Source organism: Streptomyces sp. L2, assembly GCF_004124325.1.
Classification (GTDB): domain Bacteria; phylum Actinomycetota; class Actinomycetes; order Streptomycetales; family Streptomycetaceae; genus Streptomyces.
Genome location: NZ_QBDT01000001.1, coordinates 4,673,378 through 4,698,791 on the forward strand (window position 1 = coordinate 4,673,378; position 25,414 = coordinate 4,698,791).

A 25,414-nucleotide genomic window follows, 5' to 3' on the forward strand; every position below is an offset into this window, starting at 1 on the left:
GGGCGTGGGCGTCCGTGGCGGGATCACCGGCAGGTGATCAACGGGGATCAGACAGGTCCTAGGCGAACGTGCTCGCCGGGGCTGGATAGAGTGGCCCGAGCGGAGGGGAACGGCCCACCCTCTGACTGCGGATCTAATGGGCCCGCTATCAAATTACCGGACTCGATAGTTGCGCCGTCTGGTGAGGTATTCTGTCCAGCCAAACCTGTACCTGAAGCCATATCCGCGAGCGCCCGGAGAATAGGGGTCCGAATATCCGAGTGCAGCGGCCAGGCGAAGGCGAACATTCCGCCTGGGTGAGCGTGTCCTACTCACCCAGGCTGAACTCATTCCCTTGCCTAGTGCATGTTAGGGAAATATAACGTTCCCGAAGATTTGGTTAGATTGGTTGGTGGCGTGATTTATGAAGGCATTCTGATGACCGCTCCCCGATACGACGGTGTTGCTTGAGAACAAGATTACACCGTTTCCGTCGAGCTGTGCGCCGATTGTGGGAGATGAGATGTCGTTACCCGTGATGGTCACCTTGGCGCCGCCGTTGACATGGAGTCCGATTCCGCTGTTCCGCACCTGAATTTCGGACCCTGAAATCGTCACATAGTAAGCGCTGTGGATGTCGACTGCCGATCCGACGTTCGAGCGGAAGTGACCGCCTGACACGTTGATCCAACTGTCTCCGTCGATCCAGAGAGCGGTGATGAGGCTCTGGTTGGTCGTGTTCGTAAGGGTAACCAGGGTCTTGTCTTGGCTGACGATGCCGAGATTGCAGAAGTCCGTGGTGAGGCCGTCGATCGTCCCCCAGGTACGGCCCTGGTCGGTCCCTGACAGGAGAACCCCCCAATCCGCACCAAAGATGAAAGCACCGCTCATGTGGAACGCGTCGAGGTGGTTGAGCGCGATGCCGACGCCGCCATTCTGTAAAAATGACCCTTTGTAAAGGTTGTTAGGCGTCCAGACTTCCACATTTGAGATCGTCGTTACATCCCATCCGGTATCGATACGCATGCCCAGCTTGGCGACCGCCGAGATGAACACGTCCTGGATCACCGCGCGCCCCGTGTTGTCGGCAGCCGATTGGATTCCGATCCAAGCGTGCGCGATCTTCACGTCGCTCACTCGGGTTCCCACCCCGTTGAGGAGGATGGTTGTGGCGTACTGTGTGGGTGTGGCGGAGCCTTCGTCCTGTACGTAGTCGAATACCAGGCCGCTCACTGCGCCACCTTCTAGGAGGCTGATCGCGCTGCGTGAGGGGTTTGTCGCGAGGATGGTCGGTAGCGAATCCCAGTCGGAGGTGTAGCTTCCGTTGGGCTGCCCGAACATCAGCTGCTTTGTCAGTGTCAGGGTGTCGGTGATCTTGTAGGTTCCATACGGGACGTAGACCGGGGCCCTCCGGGCGGTCGACTGCGCGATAGCGCACTTGAAGGCGTTGGTGTCATCGGTGGTGCCGTCACCGACGGCACCACAGTCCCGGACGTTCTCGACCTCTATACCGGTTTTGACGACCTTCCCCTTGCGCACAGTGAGCTGCTTGGGAGGCCCTGCCGGCATGGTGATCGCGGTGCGCTCCGCCCCTTTGGCTGCGGCTGCTGGCGATATTCCGCCAAACCCGTTGAGGCCGCAGGCTATGAGTATGAGAGCCAGTAATCGACCAAGCTGTCGACACATGCGTCTTCCTTCTCTCGTTCAGCAGTAGCGCGTAGAGTGGCTGCTATACCGGAATAAGTGAGCAAGTCAAGCCGACCCGATGTCAGGCAAACTATCCCACAACGCAGCAAAGACGGACTTCACGCGCAACGCAATCGGACGTTAAGAAAGACTGCTTTTCTGTCGACCGTATGACGTCAGTCTCTCAAACGGGACCCATCTTTCACCCGGACGGGTCAAGAGCGTCGTCGAGCGGATCCTGTGCGCGATCACACTGGTAGAGGCTGGAGGGCACCTCGGGGGCCGTCTTCGGGCCGTCCGATGGGGGCCAACGACGACCTCATGGGGTGAGGGGGTCCTACCCCCGCTCTGACGGCATCAGCCCAGCTAGACCCACGTATCCAGCCACATCCGCGACCGCCACTGGTCGATCGGGATGGCCGTTCCCGTGTACAGCGGCCAGAAGTAGACGAAGTCTGCGTGATCCGGCCCTGTAGCGCCCCGACCAGGGCGTTAACCTCTGGCCGGGGCCGGATCAGGCGGCTTGGGCCGTCTCTGGGCCGTGATCTTGAGGATTCGACGCCAGATAGAGGCTGTCGACGGCCTTTCGGGTGCGCCCTTCACCGCTCGGCATGAGGTGCGTGCAGGTCCGGAGCGTGAACCCCGGAGCGCTACCGCACCGCTCGGCGGGAGGCCGGCGAAAGCCGTGGCGCCTTTGAGACCGAGATCAAGCGACTCGGGGGCACCCCGCGCGTGGAAACGGCGATCCGTCGCGACACCGCACCCGCCTACGTCGCTGAGCTTCTCGACATCACGACCTCCGACCAGACCGTCATCCGCGCCCGGCACATGTACGACGGTGAGCGCCTGGTGCAGCTCGCCGACTCGTACGTCCCTGTGGACGTGGCGGAGGCCGCCGGGGTCGAGAACCCCGACCCTGGTCTCGGCGGCATCATCAGCCGGATGCGCGACGCGGGGTTCGAGCAGACCGAAGCAATTGAAGAGATCACGCAGTACCCGGCAACCTCGGTCGAAGCAGAGGCGTTCGGGGTCGAGGTCGGCAGCCAACTGCTTCAGATCACGCACACCGGTTACACGAAGACCGGTCGTGCGGTTGAGGTCACCGTTCCCGCCCGTGCTCCAGCAGGCCGGCGGGGCGCTTACCTCAGGCTCCAGGTGGCAAAGGCAGCGGAAGACTCGAACCCGTCACCTTCTCCAGCTGGCCCTCCCCTCACACGCGAGTCCCGCTGTGCTCGCGCTTTGAGGTGGCGGTCTTGATGGGCCTGACCATCGCCCGTCCAGTCACGGTCGGCGTGGACGATCCCGCCGCGAAGGGTGAGCTTGCCCCACCCCCTCCTTGGCAAGTGGCACTGCGAAGCGGTCAATCCAACCGCTTCGGCGGGGCGCATAGCGGCGTAGTACAGGCACCCGAAGAACGCCTCAAGGTGTGCACCGCGCTCGCCTTGCCCCCCGCACGCCCTCAAGCAGAGCCCGCACCTGACGAGGGTTGGCGACGCTCGCCGGGTCAACCTCCTCGGTCGACTTCGGCGCGGACCACTTCACGGTGGACAGTGGGTTGACTGGAACGCTGAAGTAGCGCCGTTCGACCGCGAGCCCCAAGACGTCGCTGAGGCATGCCCGGCGGACAATCGTCCGTCGAAGGCGCCGAGGGCGGCCTTCCAGCGCTGTGACCAGCGTTTGCGTCCTGCCCGGTGGGATCGACCCGTGCAACTATTCACAAGCGCACAACTTTGTACCATGTGCCCGCGATTGCCGATCTGCGGCTATATGCGGGCGCGGAGCGAGGAGGTTTACTCCAGGTAGGCACTGGTTTCAGTGGTTGATAAGTGCCTGCCTGCGGTCGGGTTGTTCAGCCCTGGGGAGCTAGCGCCTGGCTGTGGTTCATTGCATAGGCAGCGAATGAGTACCAGTGATGGGCTGAATCGTCGATGTTCGGACCGGTGGCACTCAGGTATCTCGTGGCCGTTACGGTGGATTCGCAAGTCTACTCAGGGAGCAGCGGTAGAAACTCCTGCTAGAGGGTCTTGTGCCGTCCATGGCTCGACAATTCATATCAATTCTGACTGACGGCTCATCAAGATGCTGCCATATTCTGATGAGCTGTCGTAGCCGGATAACTCTGAAAACCATGTCGCTAGGAGGGTGGATGGCCACCGCCACGATCACTGCCATTGAAGGCGCCTATCCGGAGCTACTCCCCCTGACTGACATTGCGAAACTAACTGAGAACGATACTGGAGGTGAAATCGTCGCTGAGACCATTCAAGCCTCGGCTATCACGACGAAAGCCTTCGCTATCAATCCGCTCGCGAACGATCCTCGCACTTGGACCAACACGCGTCGGATGAAGTCGGCCATGGACATCTGTCTGACTTACGGATTCGAGGCCGCCCGCAACGCCCTGCAGGCGTGCGGCCTTGGCTCGCGTGATGTTGGTGCCGTGATTGCCAACACGTCATCCGCCTATCACGTCAAGGGGCTCAGCGAGATCGCCCTCCGGCTCGGCGTGCGTTCCGACACCACTCTTTACACGCTCGGCCCCATGGGCTGCTATGGGGCCCTCCCTACTCTTGATATCGCCCGTACCTGGGTCGAGCGGCACCAACGCCCCGCTGTCGCGGTATGCGCCGAGGTCATGTCCCCTCACCTCCAGCCACCCCCGTACGACAAAGAGCAGGCAGTCGTCCACGCTCTCTTCGGCGACGGTGCGGCTGCTGTCGTCCTCACCCCCACTGGCACAACAGCCGGCCAGAAGATCCTCGACGTCGCGTCCCACATAGCACCGCTGGGAGACAACGATCTCGTTATCGCCCCCACCGACAGAGGCCTCCACGTTCGTATCCCCCACGACATACCTGAATTCCTGGCCACCCATGTCGATGCGCTAATCGACCCCCTGCTGACCCGGAACCATCTCACACGCTCCGACATCACCTGGTGGGCCCTTCACCCCGGCGGCCGCCGAATCATCGACCGCGTCGCCGAGACCCTCGGCTTCGACGATCTGTCCACCCAGGCTGCCCGTGACGAAATGGCCGAACACGGCAACACCATTAGCGTCGGTGCCCTCATGGTCCTCCGCCGCATCCGCAGCGAACGCCCCCTTGCGCACGGCGAATATGGCATTGCCGTTTCTTTCGGCCCCGGCGCCGTCCTGTGGGCCGCTCTTCTCACCGGCAGTTCCTGATCGATTTGGGAGGGCCATCATGGCCACATTGCATGGAAACTTTCAGTACGACCTTGCCCGATCCGACTACGAAACTCTCTACAATGGCGGAACTCTCGATGGCCTCGACGTCAAGGGAGCCCCCTGGGAGATTGGTCGCCCCCAGAACTTCCTGATCGCTCTGTATAAAGCGGGTCGCATCAACGCTCCCGTTCTGGATGCGGGGTGCGGCTCTGGTGTGCATGCTGCCTATCTAGCTGAACATGGCCTGCCCGTCACCGGCTTCGACTTCTCTGCGGCAGCTCTGGCCCAAGCTCGTGAGCGTGCCAGCCAGCTTGGAACTGGGCACCCCCAGCCCCACTTCATCTACTCTGATGCCACCGCTCTGACCCTCCCCACTGCCTATCGCACGCTCATCGACTCCGCTCTTTACCATTGCCTGCCCTCCAAACAACGCCGCGTCTATCTCGCCAGCCTCACTCAACACGCTCTTGATGACGCTCGTCTCTTCGTGGCTTGCTTCCGTCCGGACAGCATGCCCGGCCTTCCAGGGCCGTTTCGTATCAGCCGTGATGAGCTAACAGACGACCTTAATGCCACGGGATGGAACCTAGTCGACCTTACGAACAGTATCTACGATTCCACCTACACCCGTACCGCTCTCCAGCGCGTCGCTGCTGCTATCAACGTGCCGCTGGCGGTCGATGACCTCGACTTCACTGCCGAGGGATTCCTCCGCGTCCCCATATGGATCGCTGAAGCTGAACTCGCCTGAATGACCCAGCGTGTCGGGGAGCCGGAGCGAGTTTCCGCCCGAGGGATCGAACCGCGCTACGTCCCCGGCGGGACGACCAGAAAGGTACGCATCGTGACCCACACCAGCAGTGCTGTCCTCGGCACCTTTCGTGACTACATCCTCGGGCCCACCAGGTTCATGAACCTGATGAGTTGCTTCGAACTCGGAATCATCACGAACCTGACTAGGTTCCACCCCGCCGGACTGACCGCACAACAGATCGCGGACGCCACCGGCACCACCGCGCACAATGTGGAACAGCTAATGCAACTACCAGTCAAGGACGGATTCCTCTCCTACAACGAGAAGACCGGCACCTACGCCCTGGAGGGCCTCGGCCGCCTCTCGGAAGCCGAGCTCGACCGTGTTCTTCCATGGATGTCCGTAGTTAAGGAAGTGTGCCTGCGCCAGCTCTACTACCTCACCGACAGCGTCAGGACAGGGAAGATCGTCGGGCTTGAGCAACTCTACGGTGTCACGGGCAACTTCTACGCGGCCGGTGAAGCCCTACCGGACCTTCATGTCGCATGGGCGAAGACCATGTCGCAAGTCAGCGCGTTCATCGACCCCTGGTTCTTCAATCAGCTCGATCTCCCCGAGAACGCAAAGGTCCTCGACCTTGCGGGCAACACCGGTCAAGGCGCGCTTCTCGCCCATCAACATCACCCGGGAAAGAACCTCCATGTCACATGCTTCGACCTCCCGGAGAAAGAAGCCGAGACGCTGGAAAACTTCCGCACTCACGGAGTGGAGGAGCACTGCTCCTTCATCGGCGGCGATGCCTTCGCCGAGGTTCCACGCGGCTTCGACATCATCATGATCAAGCACTTCCTCGATATGTGGGACAGGGACTCCGCCCGCCGAATCCTAGACAACGTCTTCGAAAGTCTCGACGTCGGCGGAAAGGTGATCGCCTTGTCACTGACCTACCCCGAAGACACCATCGCAGACGCCGTCGCGGACTTCTTCCCAGCCTACTTTCTCGGCTGCACGATGGCTCAGGGCGGGCCCCAAAAGCTCACCACCTACACAACATGGCTGAAGGAAAGCGGCTTCGATATCACAAATACAATCACTCAAGACCCGGCCACACTGACACCGGACACCATCCCCATCCACAGCATCATCTGTGCCACTAAGAAGAGCCGCTAGGCACCCGACTGAACCCGTCGTGGTCCAGGCCGTAGAACAGCGACGGCGCCTACATAGGGCGGGGTCTGAGTCTGGCAGGCCACGGCCAGTGCCCAGCAGAGAGTCGCTCTGGGAGCCGTCGTGATCGCGTGTCCGTTGGTGGTGCGCATGGGACCTGCTCAAGAAGGGGGATAGGTACCAGGTCGGTTCCCTTGCTGGTGCCGCGGTGCATACCGAACATATGTCCCCTGAGGAGGCCCGAGCAGCGTTGCCTCCGGAGGTCAAGGGCGCCGCTTCCCTCATGTGTCCCCCGGATGGCTCAACAAAGAGGGAAGTGCCTGCTCAGGCTGTGCGGAGCAAGCCCGCTGTAAGTCTGCCGAGGCCCAGCGCGGGGCCGTCCCCGGGCCGTCCGAGGGGGCCAATGACAGCCACTAATGACCAACAACGACCATGAGGGCACGGCTGTCTGCCGCGCCCTCATGGTGTGTCTGCCCAGCTAGACCCACGTATCCAGCCACATCCGCGACCGCCACTGGTCGATCGGGATGGCCGTTCCCGTGTACAGCGGCCAGAAGTAGACGAAGTTCCAGGCGATCAGCAGGACCAGCACGCCCGCCGCCGACGCGCCGACGACCCGGCGGGTGTCGCTCGAACCCGGCGGGCCGATGACCGCCCCGAGCAGCATCGCCACCGCCAGGCACAGGAACGGCACGAAGACGACCGCGTAGAACAGGAAGATCGTCCGCTCCTGGTACATGAACCACGGCAGGTAGCCGGCCGCGATGCCGCACGCGATGGCCCCGGCCCGCCAGTCCCGGCGGAACGCCCAGCGCCACAGCACGTACACGATCGCGATGCAGGCCAGCCACCACAGCACCGGCGTGCCGATGGCCAGCACCTCCCGCGCGCACTTCTCCCCGGCGTCCGACGGGCAGCCGTCCGTACCGGGGGAGGGGGACTCGTAGAAGTACGACACCGGGCGGCCCAGCACGATCCAGCTCCACGGATTGGACTGGTACGTGTGCGGCTGGGTCAGCCCGATGTGGAACTCGTACACCTGGTGCTCGTAGTGCCACAGACTGCGCAGCCAGTCCGGCAGGACCGTCCAGCGGCCGCCCTTGCCGGCGGTCGCCGCCCAGTCCCGGAAGTAGCCACCGGTGCCGTCCGCCGGGGAGAGGATCCAGCCGATCCACGACAGCAGGTACACCGCGATCGCCACCGGCACCGTCGCCAGGAACGCCAGCCCCGTGTCGTACTTCAGCACGGCGGCGTACGGCTGCCGGGCACCCGCCACCTTGCGGGCACCGACGTCCCACAGCACCGCCATCACACAGAACGCGGCCAGGATGTACAGGCCGTTCCACTTCGTGCCGCACGCCAGGCCCAGCATCAGCCCCGCCGCCCAGCGCCACGGCCGCCACCCGAACCGGAAGGTGTCGGCGACGTCCGCGTCCGGCCGGACCCGCCCGTCCCCCTGCACCGGCAGCGCGGCGGCCAGTCTCTCCCGCGCCTTGTCCCGGTCGATGACCAGACAGCCGAACGCGGCCACCACGAAGAACATCAGCACACCGTCGAGCAGCGACGTCCGGCTCATCACGAAGTGCAGCCCGTCCACCGCCATCAGCGCGCCCGCCAGACAGCCGAGGAACGTCGAACGGAACATCCGCCGCCCGATCCGGCACAGCAGCAGCACGCTGAGCGTCCCCAGCAGCGCCGTCATGAACCGCCAGCCGAACGGGTTGAACCCGAAGATCAGCTCACCGATCCCGATGACGTACTTGCCGACCGGCGGATGCACCACGTACGACGCGTCCGTGGGAATCGCCAGGTGCCCGTGCGTCTGCAGCACCAGGTCGTTGACGTTCTTGCCGTCCCAGTTCACCGGGAAGCCCCGGTGCACCAGCGCCCACGCGTCCTTCGCGTAGTACGTCTCGTCGAATATGACCGCCCGTGGGCTGCCCAGGTTCCAGAACCGCATCAGGCCCGCCATCAGTGTCACCAGCAGCGGCCCGCCCCACCCCGACCAGCGCGTGAGCCGGTCCGCGAGCACCGGCGGCACCCCGAGGGCCTGCCACAGGCGCGCACCGGGCCGCGCGTACGGCGGCACCAGCTGATCGCGTACGTCGCCCCCCGGCACCGTGCCGTGGGGCGTGGCCGGCCGGTAGCCGAACCGGCGCAGCCGCTGCTGCCACGACGGCCGCTCGTCGTGCGGTGCCTGGCCCTGCCGGAGGTCCGTGGAGGACGCGGTACTGGTCACCGCGCCATCGTAGGGAACCCTTCTGTGTGAGTCCCGCGCATGGCCCTACCCGTCGGCATGCCGGTCGTTTTCCCCCGGTCCCCGGGGCCCTGGGAGTATGGGGGGCGTGACTGGAACCCTTGTCCTGGCAGGTACCCCCATCGGCGACGTCGCGGACGCGCCGCCCCGGCTCGCCGAGGAGCTGGCGGCCGCCGACGTCGTCGCCGCCGAGGACACCCGGCGGCTGCGCCGGCTCACCCAGGCGCTGGGCGTGACCCCCAAGGGCCGGGTGGTGTCCTACTTCGAGGGCAACGAGTCCGCCCGCACCCCCGAACTCGTCGGGGAACTGCTCGGCGGGGCCCGCGTGCTCCTGGTCACCGACGCCGGGATGCCGTCCGTCTCCGACCCCGGGTACCGGCTGGTCGCCGCCGCCGTGGAGCAGGACGTCCGGGTCACCGCCGTACCCGGCCCGTCCGCCGTGCTCACCGCGCTCGCGCTGTCCGGGCTGCCCGTCGACCGCTTCTGCTTCGAGGGGTTCCTGCCGCGCAAGACCGGCGAGCGGCTGTCCCGGCTCCGCGAGGTGGCCGCCGAGCGGCGCACCCTCGTGTACTTCGAGTCCCCGCACCGGTTGGACGCCACCCTCGCCGCGATGACCGAGGTCTTCGGCGCGGAGCGGCGGGCCGCCGTCTGCCGCGAGCTGACCAAGACGTACGAGGAGGTACGGCGCGGTCCGCTCGCCGAGCTGGCGGCGTGGGCCGCGGAGGGGGTGCGGGGGGAGATCACCGTGGTCGTCGAGGGCGCGCCGGACTCCGGGCCCGAGGAGATCGACGCGGAGGAGATGGTGCGGAGGGTGCGGGTGCGGGAGGAGGCGGGGGAGCGGCGCAAGGAGGCGATCGCCGCTGTCGCTGTGGAGGTGGGGGTGCCCAAGAGGGTGGTTTTTGACGCGGTTGTTTCTTCGAAACGGGCTTGAGTTTCGCGGGTGCGGTGCGTTGTTCGGTGCTGGTGCGTTGTGGCTGGTCGCGCCCACGCGGCGGAGCCGCATATCGACACAGCCCCGCGCCCCTTCGGGGCGCTCCTGCGGGGGCCCCCTGCCAGGCCGCTCTGTGGGGCAAAGCGGAGTAAAATTGCCCGTGCTGTAGGCAAAGATCGGGTCCCCTGGATGGGGGGCTCGGGGCAAGGAACGTCCAAATCGCCTCCAATACTCGACAGGGCGGATGCATTCGCGCTGGTTGAGGCGTCCACTTGTCGTAGGGGCGCACCCGTCCCTCGCCCCCTCGGGTTCCGGGGGAACCCTCGCCGGGGGTGCTTGTCCAGCGGACAAGAGGAGCAGCTGGCATGAGTGAGATCGCAGGGCAGACCGGCCTGAGCGGCACGGCCACAGCCGTCGTACACGAGTCGTACTCGTTCGCCTGCATGCGGTGCGGGCACGGCTGGGAGCAGTCGTACGCGATTGAGCACCACACCGACGTCGACGGCCACCAGTACGTCACCTACGTGGCCGACGGAAGGGTCGTGCCCTCGCCGCTGACCCGGCCCACGTGCCAGAACTGTGACGGCCACGAGGTGCGGATCATGCGGCCGGGCCGTGTCTCCTCCGTGCGCAGCGCCGAGGAGCAGTACCAGCACCACGTGCCGGAGCCCGTGCTCCCGGAGAAGCCGGAGGGGACCCGGCTGCGGGAGGCGCCCGAGTCCCGCAGGGCGCGGGACGGCGAGCAGCACCACTGGCACCTGTCCGACCTGCTGCACCTCTTCCACCACCGCAAGGCCGGCTGACCGGGCCGGAGGCCGGGGCATGCCCCTTTCGTAGGATCGGGGCATGCCTTCGAACAGCCAGGACGCCACCGGCGGCGGCAAGAACGACAGGACCGACAAGAACGCCGCTCCTCCCGCGCCGGCGCCCCTCAGGGTGCCCGTCGCCGACTCGCACACCCACCTCGACATGCAGTCCGGCACGGTGGCCGAGGCGCTGGCGAAGGCGGCGTCGGTGGGGGTGACGACCGTCGTCCAGGTCGGCTGCGACCTCAAGGGCTCACGCTGGGCCGCCGAGACCGCGGCCGCGTACGGACACGTCCACGCGGCCGTCGCCCTGCACCCCAACGAGGCCCCGCGCATCGTCCACGGGGACCCTGGGGGCACCTCCCAGCCCCCCAGGGCTGGGGGAGGCTGGTCGCGGCAGGGCGCGCGGGACGGCGGGGGCGAGGCCGCGCTGGACGAGGCGCTCGCCGAGATCGACCGGCTGGCCGCGCTCGCTCACGTCAAGGCCGTCGGCGAGACGGGACTGGACCACTTCCGCACCGGGCCCGAGGGCATGGAGGCGCAGGAGCGGTCCTTCCGCGCCCACATCGAGATCGCCAAGCGGCACGGCAAGGCCCTCGTGATCCACGACCGGGACGCCCACGCCGACGTGCTGCGCGTGCTGAAGGAGGAGGGCGCCCCCGAGCGCACCGTCTTCCACTGCTACTCCGGCGACGCCGACATGGCCGCGATCTGCGCCCGCGAGGGCTACTTCATGTCCTTCGCCGGCAACGTCACCTTCAAGAACGCCCAGAACCTCCGGGACGCCCTCGCCGTCGCCCCGCTGGAGCTGGTCCTGGTGGAGACCGACGCGCCCTTCCTCACCCCGGCGCCCTACCGCGGCCGGCCGAACGCGCCCTACCTCGTGCCGGTCACCGTGCGCGCGATGGCCGCCGTACGGGGCGTCGACGAGGACACCCTGGCGACGGCGCTGGGCGCGAACACCGCTCGCGCGTTCGGGTACTGAGCGGTACTGGGCGCACGTTCACCAGGACAACTGTCCGTAGCCGCGTCGCTTTGGAGAGTGACGCCCGCTCCGCTAGGTTCTGGGGGCCCGATCCAGACCCCTGAGGATCCCCCTGGAGCGTGTCGGCGTGAGCAAGTCGCAGTACGAGACCCACGAGGCGTACGAGGCGTACGGCCCGTACGGCCAGGACACCTCCGTGCACACCGCGGAGACCCTGCCGTACGGGCTGTACGAGGACACCTACCGGCCCGCCTACGAGGCCCAGGCGTACTTCGTCACCGAGCCGGCGCTGCCGGTGCCGAGGCAGTCGGCCGAGGCCGTGACGGAACCCCTGGTGATGATCTCGCAGCACGAGGCGCCCGCGGGGACCGGCGGGCGCGCCGCGCGCCGGCGCGGGACGCACGGCGCCGAGCGTCCGGAGTCCGGCGGCCCGTCCGCTGTGCGCCGGCTGCTGCCGCAGGCCCTGGTCGTCGCCTTCCTCGCCGGCGGCACCACCGCGTTCGTCGCCAAGGACAAGGCGGTCGAGCTGAACGTCGACGGCCACACGCGCACCCTGCACACCTTCGCCGACGACGTCTCCGAACTCCTCGCCGAGCAGGGCGTGGACGTCGGCGCGCACGACATGGTCGCCCCCACCGGCGGCACGGACCTCGCCAGCGGCGACGAGGTCGCGGTGCGCTACGGCCGTCCGGTCCGGCTCACCCTGGACGGCGAGCGGCGCGAGGTCTGGACGACGGCGCACACCGTCGACGGGGCGCTCAGACAACTGGGGGTGCGGGCGGAGGGCGCGTACGTGTCGACCTCGCGGTCCCAGCCGATCGGGCGCGCCGGGCTCGCGCTGGACGTGCGCACCGAGCGGGCCGTCAACGTCATGGCCGACGGCCGCACCCGCACCGTCCGCACCAACGCGGCGACCGTCCGCCGGGCCGTCGAGGAGGCGGGGGTCACCCTGCACGGCCAGGACACCACCTCCGTGCCGCTCGACAGCTTCCCGCGCGACGGGCAGACGGTGACCGTGCTGCGGGTGCGGGGGCACCGGGAGGTCCGCGAGGAGCAGATCCCGTTCGCCGTGGAACGGGTGGAGGACTCGACGCTGTTCAAGGGCACGGAGGTCGTCGAACGGCCGGGCCGGCCGGGGCTGCGCCGGGTCACCTATCTGGTCCGCACGGTCAACGGGGTGCGGGAGAAACCGCGGCAGGAGGGGGAGGAGGTCGTGCGCAAGCCGCGGCGGCAGATCGTCAAGGTGGGCACCAAGCCGCTGCCGCCGTCCGTGCACGGCGCGGACCACCTCGACTGGCACGGGCTCGCCGCGTGCGAGTCGGGAGGCCGACCGCACGCGGTCGACCCGTCCGGGACGTACGGCGGGCTCTACCAGTTCGACGCCCACACCTGGCACAGCCTCGGCGGCACGGGACGCCCCCAGGACGCGTCCCCCTCGGAACAGACCTACCGCGCCAAAAAGCTGTACATCCGCCGAGGCACCACCCCTTGGCCCCACTGCGGCCCCCGCCTCCACGGCTAGCACCCGCCGCCCGTCCCCAGCCCGCGGACCCGCTGTGGCTCGTCGCGCAGTTCCCCGCGCCCCTGACGGGGCACGTACGCACTAGCTGCGGGCATGCGTGCCGCTAAGGGCGGCACGGGTGGGCGCAGCGGCACCCCGTTAGCGCCGGTGAGCGTGGACCTCCCCCGGCCCGCTGCAGCGCAGGGCACCCGGGCAGCGCCGGTGAGGGTGGCCTTCCCCCGCCCGCTGCAGTGCGCGGGACCTTGGCGGCACCGGTGAGTACACCCCCGTACCCTTGTCGGGTGAGCAGCCCGCAGACCGACCCCCTCCTCGGCCCCGCCGACATCCGCGAACTCGCCGCCGCCCTCGGCGTCCGCCCCACCAAGCAACGCGGCCAGAACTTCGTGATCGACGCCAACACGGTCCGCCGTATCGTCCGCACCGCGGAAGTCCGCCCCGGCGACGTCGTCGTGGAGGTCGGCCCGGGCCTCGGCTCCCTCACCCTCGCCCTGCTGGACACCGCCGACCGGGTCACCGCGGTCGAGATCGACGACGTACTCGCCGCCGCCCTCCCCGCCACCATCACCGCCCGCATGCCCACCCGCGCCGACCGGTTCGCCCTCGTCCACTCCGACGCCATGCACGTCACCGAGCTCCCCGGCCCCCCGCCGACCGCACTCGTCGCGAACCTGCCCTACAACGTCGCCGTCCCCGTACTGCTGCACATGCTCGACACCTTCCCCAGCATCGAGCGCACCCTCGTCATGGTGCAGTCCGAGGTCGCCGACCGCCTCGCCGCCGCCCCCGGCAACAAGGTGTACGGCGTGCCCTCCGTGAAGGCCAACTGGTACGCCGACGTGAAGCGCGCCGGCGCCATCGGCCGCAACGTCTTCTGGCCCGCCCCGAACGTAGACAGCGGCCTCGTCTCCCTGGTCCGGCGGACCGAGCCGGTCAAGACGACCGCCTCGAAGCGCGAGGTGTTCGCGGTCGTCGACGCGGCCTTCGCGCAGCGCCGCAAGACCCTGCGCGCCGCCCTCGCCGGCTGGGCCGGTTCCGCCGCCGCCGCGGAGGCGGCCCTGGTCGCCGCCGGCGTCTCCCCGCAGGCGCGCGGCGAGTCGCTGACCGTCGAGGAGTTCGCGCGCATCGCCGAGCACAAGGAGCCCGCAGCCCAGTGAGCGTCACCCCGGTGAGCGTCACCGTCCGCGTCCCCGCCAAGGTCAACGTCCAGCTCGCGGTCGGCGCCGCCCGCCCCGACGGCTTCCACGACCTCGCCAACGTCTTCCTCGCTGTCGGCCTCCACGACGAGGTCACCGTCACCCCCGCCGACGATCTCCGGATCACCTGCGAGGGCCCGGACGCCGCCCAGGTCCCCCTGGACCACACCAACCTCGCCGCCCGCGCGGCCCTCGCCCTCGCCGCGCGCCGGGGCATCGAGCCGAACGTGCACGTCCACATCGCCAAGGACATCCCGGTCGCCGGCGGCATGGCGGGCGGCAGCGCCGACGGCGCCGGCGCGCTGCTGGCCTGCGACACCCTGTGGGGCACGGGCGCCTCTCGCGCCGAACTCCTCACGATCTGCGCCGACCTGGGCAGCGACGTCCCCTTCAGCCTGGTCGGCGGTGCCGCGCTCGGCGTCGGCCGCGGTGAGCAGCTGACGGCCCTGGAGACCGGCGGCACCTTCCACTGGGTGTTCGCGATGGCCGGGCGGGGGCTGTCCACCCCGGCGGTGTTCCGGGAGTTCGACCGGCTCGCCGAGGGACGGGAAATCGCCGAGCCGGTGGCCTCGCGGGACCTGCTCGACGCGCTGGCCAAGGGCGACGTGGAGGCACTGGCCGCCACCGTCTCCAACGACCTCCAGCCCGCGGCCCTCTCCCTCTTCCCCGAGCTGGCGGACACCCTGGAGGCGGGCCGCGCCGCCGGCGCCCTCGCCACCCTGGTCTCCGGCTCCGGGCCGACCACGGCCTTCCTGGCGCGCGACGCCGAGTCGGCGGAGAAGGTGGCGGCGGCCCTGCGGACGTCCGGCACGTGCAGGACCGTGCGGACGGCGGCGGGGCCGGTGCCGGGGGCGACGGTGGTGTGAGCCGGCTCAGAGAGCGTCGATGGCGGTCAGATCGATGTCGATGTCGTAGGGAACGCTGACCTTGAGCCGGTCGTGGTAGATGCCGGTCAGGGCGTACGTGCCCGTGGCCTCGCCGCGTTCGTAGACCTGGACCACCGGGTGCTTGTCCTGGCCGGCCATGTCGACCAGCCAGAAGTGCGGAATGCCCGCCGCCGCGTACTTGTGCGGCTTGTAGTCTCGGTCACGCGCCTCGGAGTCGGGCGACACCACCTCGACGGCGAGCAGGACATCGGCGACCTGGTAGTACGTCTGCTCCGGGCCCTTGACGGCTTCCGCGCGGATGACCGAGACGTCCGGCTCCGGGCCGTTGCGGCGGTCGATGACCACGGTCATCTCACGGCGCACCCTCAGGTCCTGCGGTGCGGTGCGGCGCAACCCGCTCACGAGCAGGTCAATGACGACACTGCGAAAGTCCCGCTGGGCACTCACGAAAACCAGGCTCCCGTCGATCAACTCGGTGTGCGGCGGGAGATTGGGCAGCGTGAACAGGTCGTCCACGGTGTAGCCGTCCTGCGGCGGCACCGGCCACTCGGTGCGGTGCTCTACGGACTCGGCGGTCATGGTTCCTCCCATGGACGGGATCCTGCTGCCTGCCCTCCACCGTAGCGGCCCCTTCCCGATCACGTCATCACAAAGAGTGACAACACTCCCACGCCCCGCCCCACCCCCCGCAGGGCCTACGCTTGAAGGCTGATCCATCCCCCCGGGCAGGAGTGAAATGGCCGTCAACCTGGTCAATGTCGAGAACGTCAGCAAGGTGTACGGCACCCGTGCCCTGCTGGACGGTGTGTCACTCGGCGTGTCCGAAGGGGACCGGATCGGGGTCGTCGGGCGCAACGGCGACGGGAAGACGACCCTCATCCGGATGCTGGCCAAGGCGGAGGAGGCCGACACCGGGCGGGTCACCCACTCCGGCGGCCTGCGGCTCGGCGTGCTCACCCAGCACGACTCGCTCGACCCGGAGGCGACCGTCCGCCACGAGGTCATCGGGGACATGGCCGACCACGAGTGGGCCGGGAACGCCAAGGTCAGGGACGTACTGACCGGGCTGTTCGGCGGCCTGGACCTGCCCGGGTTCCCCAAGGGCCTGGACACGGTCATCGGGCCGCTGTCCGGTGGTGAGCGGCGCCGGATCGCGCTCGCCAAGCTGCTCATCGAGGACCAGGACCTGCTCGTCCTGGACGAGCCCACCAACCACCTCGACGTCGAGGGCATCGCCTGGCTCGCCCGGCACCTGCGGGAGCGGCGCTCGGCGCTCGTCTGCGTCACCCACGACCGCTGGTTCCTGGACCAGGTCTGCACCCGCATGTGGGACGTGCAGCGCGGCGATGTCTACGAGTACGAGGGCGGCTACTCCGACTACGTCTTCGCCCGCGCCGAGCGCGAGCGGATCGCGGCCACCGAGGAGACCAAGCGGCAGAACCTGGTCAGGAAGGAGCTGGCCTGGCTGCGCCGCGGTGCCCCCGCCCGCACCTCCAAGCCGCGCTTCCGCGTCGAGGCCGCCAACGAGCTGATCGCGGACGTGCCAGCGCCCCGGGACAGCTCCGAGCTGATGAAGTTCGCGTCCTCCCGGCTCGGCAAGACGGTGTTCGACCTGGAGGACGTCACCGTGCAGGCCGGGCCGAAGGTGCTGCTCAAGCACGTCACCTGGCAGCTCGGCCCCGGCGACCGCATCGGCCTCGTCGGCGTCAACGGCGCCGGGAAGACCTCCCTGCTGCGGGCCATGGCGGAGGCCGCCCGCAGCGAGGGCGAGGCGCAGCCGGCGGGCGGCCGGGTCGCCGTCGGCAAGACCGTCAAGCTCGCCTACCTCTCCCAGGAGGTCGCCGAGATCGACCCCGACTGGCGGGTCCTGGAGGCCGTGCAGCGGGTCCGGGAGCGCGTCGACCTCGGCAAGGGCCGCGAGATGACCGCCGGCCAGCTCTGCGAGACGTTCGGCTTCGGCAAGGAGAAGCAGTGGACGCCCGTCGGCGACCTGTCCGGCGGTGAGCGGCGGCGGCTGCAGCTGCTGCGCCTCCTCATGGACGAGCCCAACGTCCTCTTCCTCGACGAGCCCACCAACGACCTCGACATCGAGACCCTGACCCAGCTGGAGGACCTCCTCGACGGCTGGCCCGGCTCGATGATCGTCATCTCCCACGACCGGTTCTTCGTCGAGCGCACCACCGACCGCGTGTTCGCCCTCCTCGGCGACGCCACGCTGCGGATGCTGCCGCGCGGCATCGACGAGTACCTGGAGCGGCGGCAGCGGATGGAGGAGGCGGTCGCCGCGCAGGCCGCCGCCACCGCGCCCAAGCCGGCCGTCCCCGAGAAGAGCGCCGCCGACCAGCGCGCCGCCAAGAAGGAACTCCAGAGGATCGAGCGGCAGCTGGACAAGGTCTCCGAGAAGGAGTCCAAGCTCCACACGCAGATCGCCGACAACGCCACGGACTTCGCGAAGGTCGCCGAACTGGACGCCCAGCTCCGCGACTTGGCGGGCGAGCGCGAGGAACTGGAACTGCGCTGGCTGGAACTGGCGGAGGACGCGTAGGGCCTGCCGGTCGGATCAGGCTGGGCGGTGGCGCGCGCGGCGCCGGTTGCGCGCGGCGCGTGAAGGGGGCGTGAAGGCGCGTAACGAGGGCATCACGGGCCGGTTCTCCCTTGGGAACAGGGGCGGAACCGGCCCCCTTCGCTGTCGGCGGCGGGTGATAGAAAGGGCCGTCTGAGAACTGTCGATACGCGGCCTTGGGTCGGTCACGACCCTCGGGGCGTGGCGAGAAATCAGTGAAACGGGGGAGAGCGCTGATGAGTCAGCCACCCAGCCAGCCGCCGCAGGGCGGGTTCGGACCGCCGCCGGAGCAGCCGCCGCAGCAGCCGCAGGGCGGAGGATTCGGGGCACCGCAGACCCCGCCCGCGCAGGGCGGCTTCGGCGCACCCCCGCCGCCCGCCCAGCCGCCCCAGGGCCCCCCGCCGCAACAGCCCGGCTACGGCTACCCGCAGGCGCCCCAGCAGCCGCCCGGCCAGGCCGCCCAGCCCGGTCAGCCGACGCAGCCCGGTCCGTACGGCGCCCCGGCCGCGCCCGGCCAGGCCGCCCAGCCCGGTCAGCCGACGCAGCCCGGTCCGTACGGCGCCCCGGCCGCGCCCGGCGCCCCCGGCCCGTACGGCTATCCGCAGCAGCCGGGCCCGTACGCCCAGCAGCCCCGGCAGGGCTACGGCTACCCGCAGCAGCCCGGTTACCCGGGCGGCCCCGGCGTGCCCGGCGGTCCCGGCGGCGGGAAGAGCGGACTGAAGGGCAAGCCGGCCCTGATCATCGGCGCCGCGGTCGCCGCGCTGCTCGTCATCGGCGGCACCGTGTACGCGGTCACCAGCGGTGGCGACGACGGCGGCAAGAAGAAGCCGGTCGCCGGGAAGAGCCACGACGACAAGCCCTCCGCGTCCGGCGCGCCCGCCAACCCCGGTGACGGCAGCGGCGACGGCGGCAAGGACCCGGAGAACCTCAACGACGGCCGGCAGCCCGGCGAGGCCAAGGTCCTCTGGTACAAGTCGGCGCCGGACGCGCCCGGTTCCGGCGCGGACGCCCCCGGCATGTGGATCACCGGCAAGACGGCGGTGAAGGCGGCGTACAAGCAGGTCTTCGCGTACAACGTCGGCGACGGCGACCCGGCCTGGTCCCCGATCACCTTCCCGCAGAAGATCTGCGCGGTCACCTCGCAGAAGTCGGCCGACGACAAGGTCGTCATCGCCTACATGAGCGGCACCAGCGACCGCGCCAAGTGCAACCAACTCCAGCAGATCGACCTGAACACCGGTAAGAAGGGCTGGAGCGGCACGGTCGCCGACGGTGGCCTGTTCGACAGCGCGCTCAGCGTCGAGCTGACCATCAGCGGCAAGACCCTGATGGTGGGCCGCTCCCAGTCGGGCACGGCGTACGACCTGGCCGGCGGCAAGAAGCTGTACGACAAGAAGAAGTACGGCGACAGCTGCTTCCCGACCGCCTTCGCCGGCGGCCCGAACCGGCTGATCCAGGTCGCCTCCTGCGACGCCATGGGCAGCAACGAGCACGACGAGATCCAGGAGCTGGACCCGGCGACCGGAAAGGTCCGCTGGACCCAGAAGGTGAAGAAGGGCTGGCAGGTCGCGCGGACGTACTCCCTGAACCCGCTCGTGATCTACCTGACGAACGAGAAGAAGAAGGCATGGAACATCTCCATGCTCAGCGGCACGGGCAAGTTCACCTCCCAGGTCACCGTCAACGAGAAGTTCGCCCCGCAGTGCGGCTGGGCGATCCTCGAACGCGACCTGCAGGGCTGCTCGGGCGTCGCCGTCGACTCCTCCACGCTGTACCTGCCCACGGACAAGACGGGCTCGGCCAACGAGATCGTCGCGATCAGCCTGTCCAGCGGCAAGGAGAAGTGGCGGGTCAAGTCGCCCTCGGACGAGTCGATGTCGCCGATGAAGATCGAGAACGGCAAGCTCATCGCCTACGTGAGCCCGTCGTACGACGCGGGCGGCCAGGTCGTGGCGATCCCGACGACCGGCTCCTCGCACCAGCCGGCCAAGCTGCTGCAGAACCCGGCGGGCACGGCGGAGATCGAGAACGGCTTCTTCGACGGTGACACGGACTACGTCGACGGCCGCTTCTACATCTCCTCCACCCGGCTGACCGGCAACGACGACTCGAAGGAGAAGCTGATGATGGCCTTCGGCAAGTGAGCCCCGGCCCGGCCCCGTCCATCGCCCCCGGCCCGTCCGTCGTACGCCTTCCGCCGTCCGGCCCTTCGAGCTTCACCGAGGTACCTCCGTCATGACCCAGCCGCCCCCTCCGCCGCCCAACCAGCCCCCGCAGCAGGGCGGTTTCGGCCCGCCCCAGGACCAGCCGGCCCCGCCGCCGGCGGCCCCGGCGACCCCGCCGCCCCCTGCTCCGGCGACCCCGCCGAGCCTGCAGAAGGGCCCGGAGTCCCAGCCGCAGCCGCCCCAGCCGCAGCCCGGTTACGGCTACCCGCAGCAACCCGGCGAGCAGACACCGCCGCCGCCGGCCCCGCCGCAGCAGCCCCAGCCCGGCTACGGCTACCCCCAGGCGCCCCAGCCGCCCCAGCCCCCGGCGGGCTACGGCTACCCGGGCGGCCAGCCGCAGAACCCGTACGGCGCCCCGGCCACCCCCGCCTACGGCCAGCCGCCCACCCCGGCGTACGGTCAGCCGCCGACGCCGGCCTACGGCCAGCCCACGCAGCCCGGTTACGGCTACCCGGGCGGCCCGAACATGCCGATGCAGCCGCAGCCCGGACAGCCCGGCGGCGGCCGCAACAACACGGCGCTGATCATCGTCGTCGCGGCGGTCGCCGCCATCGCGCTGATCATCGGCGGCGGCGTCTGGTACGCCAAGTCCTCCGGCGGCGACGACAACAAGACGCACAACACCGCGAGCTCCAGCGGCGGCAAAAGCGGCGGCAAGAACGGCACGGGCGGCGGCTCCGGGGGCACGTCCTCCGGCGGCAAGGAGAAGGCGCCGTCCGACCCGTCCGCCAAGACGCTCTTCCAGGTCGACATGCCCAAGGTCAAGGACACCGTCGTCACCGACGGCTCCTGGCTGACCGACAAGGTGTACGCCAAGAGCGGCGTCGCCGAGATCAACGGCTACGACCCGGCCAAGGGCACCAAGCTGTGGACGATCAAGCTGCCCGGCCCGGTGTGCGCGGCCAGCCAGCACGTCACCGCGGACAACAAGACGGCGGTCGCCTTCCAGCCGAAGATGCCCGCCGCGCACTCCTCCGCTGGCTGCAGCAAGGTCGCGGCGATCGACCTCGACAACGGCACCAAGCTGTGGACGAAGTCGGTCAACTCCGGTGACTACCCGATCAACTTCAGCAATGTGACGGTCTCGCAACACACCGTCGCCGTCGGCAGCACCAGCGGCGGCGCCGCCTGGAACATCGACTCCGGCAAGCAGCTGTGGCAGCCCAAGCCGGACGACACCTGCTACGACGCCGGGTACGGCGGCGGTGCCAAGCTGGTCGCGGTCCGCAAGTGCGGCGACTACGACAGCCGCCAGCTGCACATCCAGACCATCGACCCGAACTCCGGGAAGGTGATCTCCGAGTACAAGATGACCTCCGGCATCGAGTACGCGTCCGTGGTCTCCACCGACCCGCTGGTCGTCGCGGCCGACGTCGGTGACAGCGCCGGCGACGGCAGCGGCATCTCCGACTACTTCTCCATCGACAACAAGACCGGCAAGCTGCTCACCCGCATCTCCGCGCCCGGCAAGCAGTACGGCGGCGACTGCGACGGCATCACCCAGGTCGAGGGCTGCAAGCAGATCGTCGTCGGCAACGGCAAGCTGTATGTGCCGACCGAGGAGCACGACGGCAGCGGCGACAGCTACAGCCAGACCAACGAGATCATCGCCTTCGACCTCAGCACCGGCAAGCAGACCGGCCAGCGCGCCGACGCCGGCGACGGCTACACGATCTCCCCGCTGCGCATGGACGGCACCAACCTGCTCGCCTACAAGCAGCCGCCCTACGACAAGGGCGCCCAGGCCGTCAGCATCGACGGCGGCTCCTTCAAGGAGACCACGCTGCTGGAGACCGCCGCCACGGAGGCGGTGCAGCACATCGAGATCAGCATGCAGCCGGACTTCGCGGAGATCCTCTTCGGGAACGGCCGGCTGTACATGTCGGCGGTGTACGCCGACAAGCCGGACTCCGTGAGCAAGGACAAGGACTACCTCGCGGCCGCCTTCGGCGTGGACGGCTGATCGCGCGCCCCCTGAATGCGCGTGTGACCTGGAAGTGCCCCGGATTTCATCGATCCGGGGCACTTCTCGTCGGTACGGGCAGCGCGACGTCGAACAAGCGTGTAGCTTCCGGGGGCATGAGGGGCGGGTGCCGGGGGGCGCTCTGTCCTTGTGCACAGGTGGGCGTCCATAGTTGGGGCATCCATGGGGGGGGGACTGGGGGGTTGCTCTATGGGAGTGCGGCTGATGGTCGTCGACGACCACCGCCTGCTCGCGGAGGCGCTGGCCTCGGCGCTGAAACTGCGCGGGCACCGGGTGCTCGCGGCGGCCGCTCCGGCCGCGGGGGCGGCCGAGCTGGTGATCGCGCGGGCGCCGGAGGTGTGCCTGCTGGGCACGGCGGCACCGGCCGAGGCGGGGGCGTTCGACCCGGTGGTGCGGATCAAGAGTGAGCGGCCGCAGATCGCGGTGCTGGTCCTCGGCCCCGTGCCGTCCCCGCGCGGCATCGCGGCGGCCTTCGCGGCCGGGGCGTCCGGGTACGTCCGTCACGACGAGCGGATCGAGGGCGTCGAGCGGGCCATCATCAAGGCCCGGGCCGGCGAGGCGGCGGTCGCCCCGCAACTCCTCCAGGGCGCCTTCGCCGACCTGCTCAACCCGGCGGCCCAGCCGGACGACGAGGGCCAGCGGCTGCTGGAGGCGCTGACCCCGAGAGAGGTGGAGGTCCTCCTCCGCGTCGCCGACGGCGAGGACACCCGCCTCATCGCCGCCGGCATGCACATAGCCCCCAGCACGGCCCGCACCCACGTCCAACGAGTCCTCATGAAACTCGGCGTAGGCTCCCGCCTGGAAGCGGCAGCGCTGGCCGCGCGAACGGGCTTGCTGGACCGAGCGGGCCCCCTCCCATAAGCCCGGGCCCGACCGCACCGGGCCGGGGCATCTCCCACTCACCGGCGCTTGCAAGGTGCTGCCGCGCCCACCCGTGCCGCCCTGCGGCACGATTGCCCGCGGCTGGGGTGGCGGCCCGAGGCAGCGGTGCCCAACGGCCGACGGGACGGCAACTCCCCAAAGGGGCGCGGGGCGGTGTAGATCTGCGGCTCCGCCGCGTGGGCGCGACCAGCCACGATGGACCCGCGGCCGTAAGGCGGCCCGAGGCAGCGGTGCCCAACGGCCGACGGGACGGCAACTCCCCAAAGGGGGCGCGGGAACTGCGCGACCAGCCACCACGGGCCCGCACTCGAAAGCCGGCCCTGCCTACTCCCCCTCTTCCGGCGACCTCCCCGGAGTGGGGCGCAGCTTCAGCCAGGCCAGGAAGAAGACGCCCAGCAGCAGCATGCCGATACCGGTCCACAGGTTGATATTGACCCCCTGCGCCTTGTCGATCGCGGACTGCGAATCCGTGATCCCGGCGACCGTCACGATGACGCCGTACAGCACGAACAGCCCACCGATGATCCGCCGCAGATCGAAGATGCGCGCGGCCGTCGCGGACCTCGCCTCCAGCTCGGACACCTCGCGCTGGACATCGTCCTCCGAGTAACCGGAAGAGTGGAAGGACTCGTGGTCGGGACGTTCACTCATGGTTTCCTCATCCCCCCGCTCAGAACGAGAACGGGATGTAGCAGGCGGCGGCCAGAACAACCGCGCCCCAGCCCAGCAGGGCCGGCTTGCGGTACCACGCGTCGTCGCCGGCGGCCGGCGGCTCGGACATGCCGGGGGACCGCGTGCCGTAGACCAGCCCGCGCAACTCCCGCTCCGGCTTGGCCTTGGTGAACAGCGACACCGCGACCATCACGACCGCCCCGGCGACGAACCCGGCGATCGCGGAGACGAAGTTGGCGCCCTGGTCGGTGGGGATGGAGATGATCCCCTTCTTGTAGAACAGGAAGTAGTTGACCATCGCGGCGACCGTGCCCGCGAGCAGCCCCCAGAACCCGGACTTCGCGGACGCCCGCCGCCAGAACATGCCGACGACGAACACCACGAACATCGGCACGTTGAAGAAGGAGAACAGCGTCTGCAGGTAGCTCATGATGTTCGAGAACGACGACGCCAGGAACGCCGTACCGACCGAGGCGAGCACCCCGACCACGGTGATGAGCCGGCCGAACCGGACGTAGTACGCGTCCTCACGCCCCCGCACCACGTACCGCGCCCAGATGTCGTTGGTGAACACCGTGTTGAACGAGGACACGTTGGCCGCCATGCCCGCCATGAACGCGGCCAGCAGACCGGTGACGGCGATGCCGAGCACGCCGTTGGGCAGCAGCTCCTGCATCAGGTACGGGATGGCGTCGTTGTACTGGTAACCCGAGGCCGGCGTACCGAATTTCGGCACGATCGCGGCGGCGACCAGCCCCGGGATCATCACCAGGAAGACGATGAAGATCTTCGGGTAGGCGGCGATCAGCGGCGTGCGCCGCCCCGCGGAGAGGTTCTTCGCGGACAGCGCGCGCTGCACCTCGGCGAAGTTGGTGGTCCAGTACCCGAAGGACAGCACGAAGCCGAGCCCGAGCACGATGGTCAGCCAGTTCGCGCCGAGCGGGTTGGCGTGGCCGATGCCGGTCCCGCCCCACGCGGTGGTGAAGTCGGCCCCGTGGCTCGCGGTGAGCTTGTCGGTCAGCCCGCCCCAGCCGCCCACCTTCTTCAGGCCCAGCACGGTGATCGGGATCAGCGCGGCCAGGATCACGAAGAACTGCAGCACCTCGTTGTAGATCGCCGAGGACAGCCCGCCGAGCGTGATGTACGCCAGCACGAACGCGCCCGCGACCACGATGGCCACCCACTGCGGCCAGCCGAGCAGCGCCTGGACGACGATCGCGAGGGCGTAGAGGTTGACGCCGGCGATCAGGATCGCGGCCAGGGCGAACAGGATCGAACTGAGCAGGTGCGCGCCCCGGTCGAAGCGCAGCAGCAGGAACTCGGGGACCGAGCGGACCTTGCTGCCGTAGTAGAAGGGCATCATCACCAGGCCTAGGAAGACCATGGCCGGGATGGCGCCGATCCAGTACCAGTGCACGGTGTACGCGCCGTACTGCGCGCTGTTCGCGGCCATGCCGAGGATCTCGGTGGCGGCGAGGTTCGCGGAGATGAAGGCCAGGCCGGTGATCCAGGCGGGCAGTGAGCGTCCGGAGAGGAAGAAGTCGAGACTGGTCTTCACCGAGCGGCGGGCCGCGAAACCGATGCCGAGGACGACGACGAAGTAGATCGCCAGGATCGCGTAGTCCAGCCCGTTGGTGGGGAGCCGTAGCCCCGCCGCCAGCTCGATGGGGACGTATGGGGGGGTTTGCATGCGTACTCGCTTCGTCGGGCGAACTGATCCACGGCGGAACC

General features: G+C 68.8%; 19 protein-coding genes and 1 pseudogene. 14 read left to right on the forward strand and 6 right to left on the reverse strand.

Going from position 1 to position 25,414, the window contains the following annotated elements; translation table 11 throughout:
* Nucleotides 1-348: 348 nt before the first annotated feature.
* Entirely contained in the window at nt 349-1,665 is a 1,317-nt protein-coding gene (locus tag DBP14_RS20905) for a right-handed parallel beta-helix repeat-containing protein (RefSeq protein ID WP_129308687.1), read from the reverse strand.
* A 732-nt stretch (nt 1,666-2,397) separates the two neighbouring features.
* Here DBP14_RS20905 and DBP14_RS20915 point away from each other — a divergent pair.
* The gene (locus DBP14_RS20915; RefSeq protein ID WP_241740993.1) at nt 2,398-2,922 is read left to right on the forward strand and encodes a UTRA domain-containing protein; all 525 of its coding nucleotides are present in this window, start codon (nt 2,398-2,400) and stop codon (nt 2,920-2,922) included.
* On the opposite strand, the pseudogene DBP14_RS36950 reads toward DBP14_RS20915, so the two are convergent.
* Nucleotides 2,880-3,288 (reverse strand): annotated as a pseudogene (locus DBP14_RS36950) (site-specific integrase); the annotation flags it as partial. The gene DBP14_RS20915 and the pseudogene DBP14_RS36950 overlap by 43 nt on opposite strands.
* 523 nt (nt 3,289-3,811) lie before the next feature.
* Here DBP14_RS36950 and DBP14_RS20930 point away from each other — a divergent pair.
* Genes DBP14_RS20930 through DBP14_RS20940 form a run of 3 tightly spaced genes read left to right on the forward strand, consistent with a single transcriptional unit; the run spans nt 3,812 to nt 6,779 of the window.
* A complete protein-coding gene (locus DBP14_RS20930; RefSeq protein WP_164992378.1) occupies nt 3,812-4,852 on the forward strand; it encodes a 3-oxoacyl-[acyl-carrier-protein] synthase III C-terminal domain-containing protein in 1,041 nt (346 codons plus the stop codon).
* A 19-nt stretch (nt 4,853-4,871) separates the two neighbouring features.
* A complete protein-coding gene (locus DBP14_RS20935; protein WP_164992379.1) occupies nt 4,872-5,606 on the forward strand; it encodes a class I SAM-dependent methyltransferase in 735 nt (244 codons plus the stop codon).
* Nucleotides 5,607-6,779, forward strand: coding sequence for a methyltransferase (locus tag DBP14_RS20940; RefSeq protein WP_241740994.1), 1,173 nt, complete (start codon nt 5,607-5,609; stop codon nt 6,777-6,779).
* 475 nt (nt 6,780-7,254) lie between these two features.
* On the opposite strand, the gene DBP14_RS20945 is transcribed toward DBP14_RS20940, so the two are convergent.
* Nucleotides 7,255-9,015 carry a phospholipid carrier-dependent glycosyltransferase gene (locus tag DBP14_RS20945; RefSeq protein WP_129308691.1) on the reverse strand — a complete coding sequence of 587 codons (1,761 nt, stop codon included), beginning with the start codon at nt 9,013-9,015 and terminating at the stop codon, nt 7,255-7,257.
* A gap of 106 nt (nt 9,016-9,121) precedes the next feature.
* Here DBP14_RS20945 and rsmI point away from each other — a divergent pair, with 106 nt between their 5' ends.
* The 6 genes from rsmI to DBP14_RS20975 all read left to right on the forward strand — a co-directional run bounded on the left by rsmI (nt 9,122) and on the right by DBP14_RS20975 (nt 15,336).
* Entirely contained in the window at nt 9,122-9,964 is an 843-nt protein-coding gene (rsmI, locus tag DBP14_RS20950; protein WP_129308692.1) for a 16S rRNA (cytidine(1402)-2'-O)-methyltransferase, read from the forward strand.
* Between the two features lie 365 nt (nt 9,965-10,329).
* A complete protein-coding gene (locus tag DBP14_RS20955) occupies nt 10,330-10,767 on the forward strand; it encodes a hypothetical protein (protein ID WP_129308693.1) in 438 nt (145 codons plus the stop codon).
* Nucleotides 10,768-10,810: 43 nt separating this feature from the next.
* Nucleotides 10,811-11,755: a TatD family hydrolase gene (locus DBP14_RS20960; RefSeq protein ID WP_129308694.1), complete on the forward strand. Its 945-nt coding sequence runs from the start codon at nt 10,811-10,813 to the stop codon at nt 11,753-11,755.
* 127 nt (nt 11,756-11,882) lie between these two features.
* Nucleotides 11,883-13,277, forward strand: a complete 1,395-nt coding sequence (locus DBP14_RS20965; protein ID WP_129308695.1) for a resuscitation-promoting factor — start codon at nt 11,883-11,885, stop codon at nt 13,275-13,277.
* A gap of 281 nt (nt 13,278-13,558) precedes the next feature.
* Nucleotides 13,559-14,431: a 16S rRNA (adenine(1518)-N(6)/adenine(1519)-N(6))-dimethyltransferase RsmA gene (gene rsmA, locus DBP14_RS20970; RefSeq protein WP_129308696.1), complete on the forward strand. Its 873-nt coding sequence runs from the start codon at nt 13,559-13,561 to the stop codon at nt 14,429-14,431.
* 11 nt (nt 14,432-14,442) lie between these two features.
* Entirely contained in the window at nt 14,443-15,336 is an 894-nt protein-coding gene (locus DBP14_RS20975; protein WP_129311993.1) for a 4-(cytidine 5'-diphospho)-2-C-methyl-D-erythritol kinase, read from the forward strand.
* Between the two features lie 6 nt (nt 15,337-15,342).
* Here the strand turns inward: DBP14_RS20975 and DBP14_RS20980 are convergent, their stop codons facing one another.
* On the reverse strand, nt 15,343-15,936 hold the full coding sequence (locus DBP14_RS20980; RefSeq protein WP_129311994.1) for a Uma2 family endonuclease: 594 nt from the start codon (nt 15,934-15,936) through the stop codon (nt 15,343-15,345).
* 157 nt (nt 15,937-16,093) lie between these two features.
* Between DBP14_RS20980 and DBP14_RS20985 the strand changes: the two genes are divergently transcribed.
* The 4 genes from DBP14_RS20985 (at nt 16,094) to DBP14_RS21000 (ending at nt 22,990) form a co-directional block, all read left to right on the forward strand.
* Entirely contained in the window at nt 16,094-17,902 is a 1,809-nt protein-coding gene (locus DBP14_RS20985) for an ABC-F family ATP-binding cassette domain-containing protein (protein ID WP_129308697.1), read from the forward strand.
* A gap of 254 nt (nt 17,903-18,156) precedes the next feature.
* A complete protein-coding gene (locus DBP14_RS20990) occupies nt 18,157-20,064 on the forward strand; it encodes a PQQ-binding-like beta-propeller repeat protein (protein ID WP_129308698.1) in 1,908 nt (635 codons plus the stop codon).
* Nucleotides 20,065-20,155: 91 nt separating this feature from the next.
* Complete coding sequence (locus DBP14_RS20995) at nt 20,156-22,108, forward strand: PQQ-binding-like beta-propeller repeat protein (RefSeq protein ID WP_129308699.1); 1,953 nt, start codon at nt 20,156-20,158, stop codon at nt 22,106-22,108.
* 210 nt (nt 22,109-22,318) lie between these two features.
* Nucleotides 22,319-22,990, forward strand: coding sequence for a LuxR C-terminal-related transcriptional regulator (locus DBP14_RS21000; protein ID WP_129308700.1), 672 nt, complete (start codon nt 22,319-22,321; stop codon nt 22,988-22,990).
* Nucleotides 22,991-23,335: 345 nt separating this feature from the next.
* Here DBP14_RS21000 and DBP14_RS21005 read toward each other — a convergent pair whose 3' ends face one another.
* Nucleotides 23,336-23,662, reverse strand: a complete 327-nt coding sequence (locus DBP14_RS21005; RefSeq protein WP_129308701.1) for a hypothetical protein — start codon at nt 23,660-23,662, stop codon at nt 23,336-23,338.
* Nucleotides 23,663-23,681: 19 nt separating this feature from the next.
* The gene (locus DBP14_RS21010; RefSeq protein ID WP_129308702.1) at nt 23,682-25,373 is read right to left on the reverse strand and encodes a sodium:solute symporter family protein; all 1,692 of its coding nucleotides are present in this window, start codon (nt 25,371-25,373) and stop codon (nt 23,682-23,684) included.
* Nucleotides 25,374-25,414: the final 41 nt, after the last annotated feature.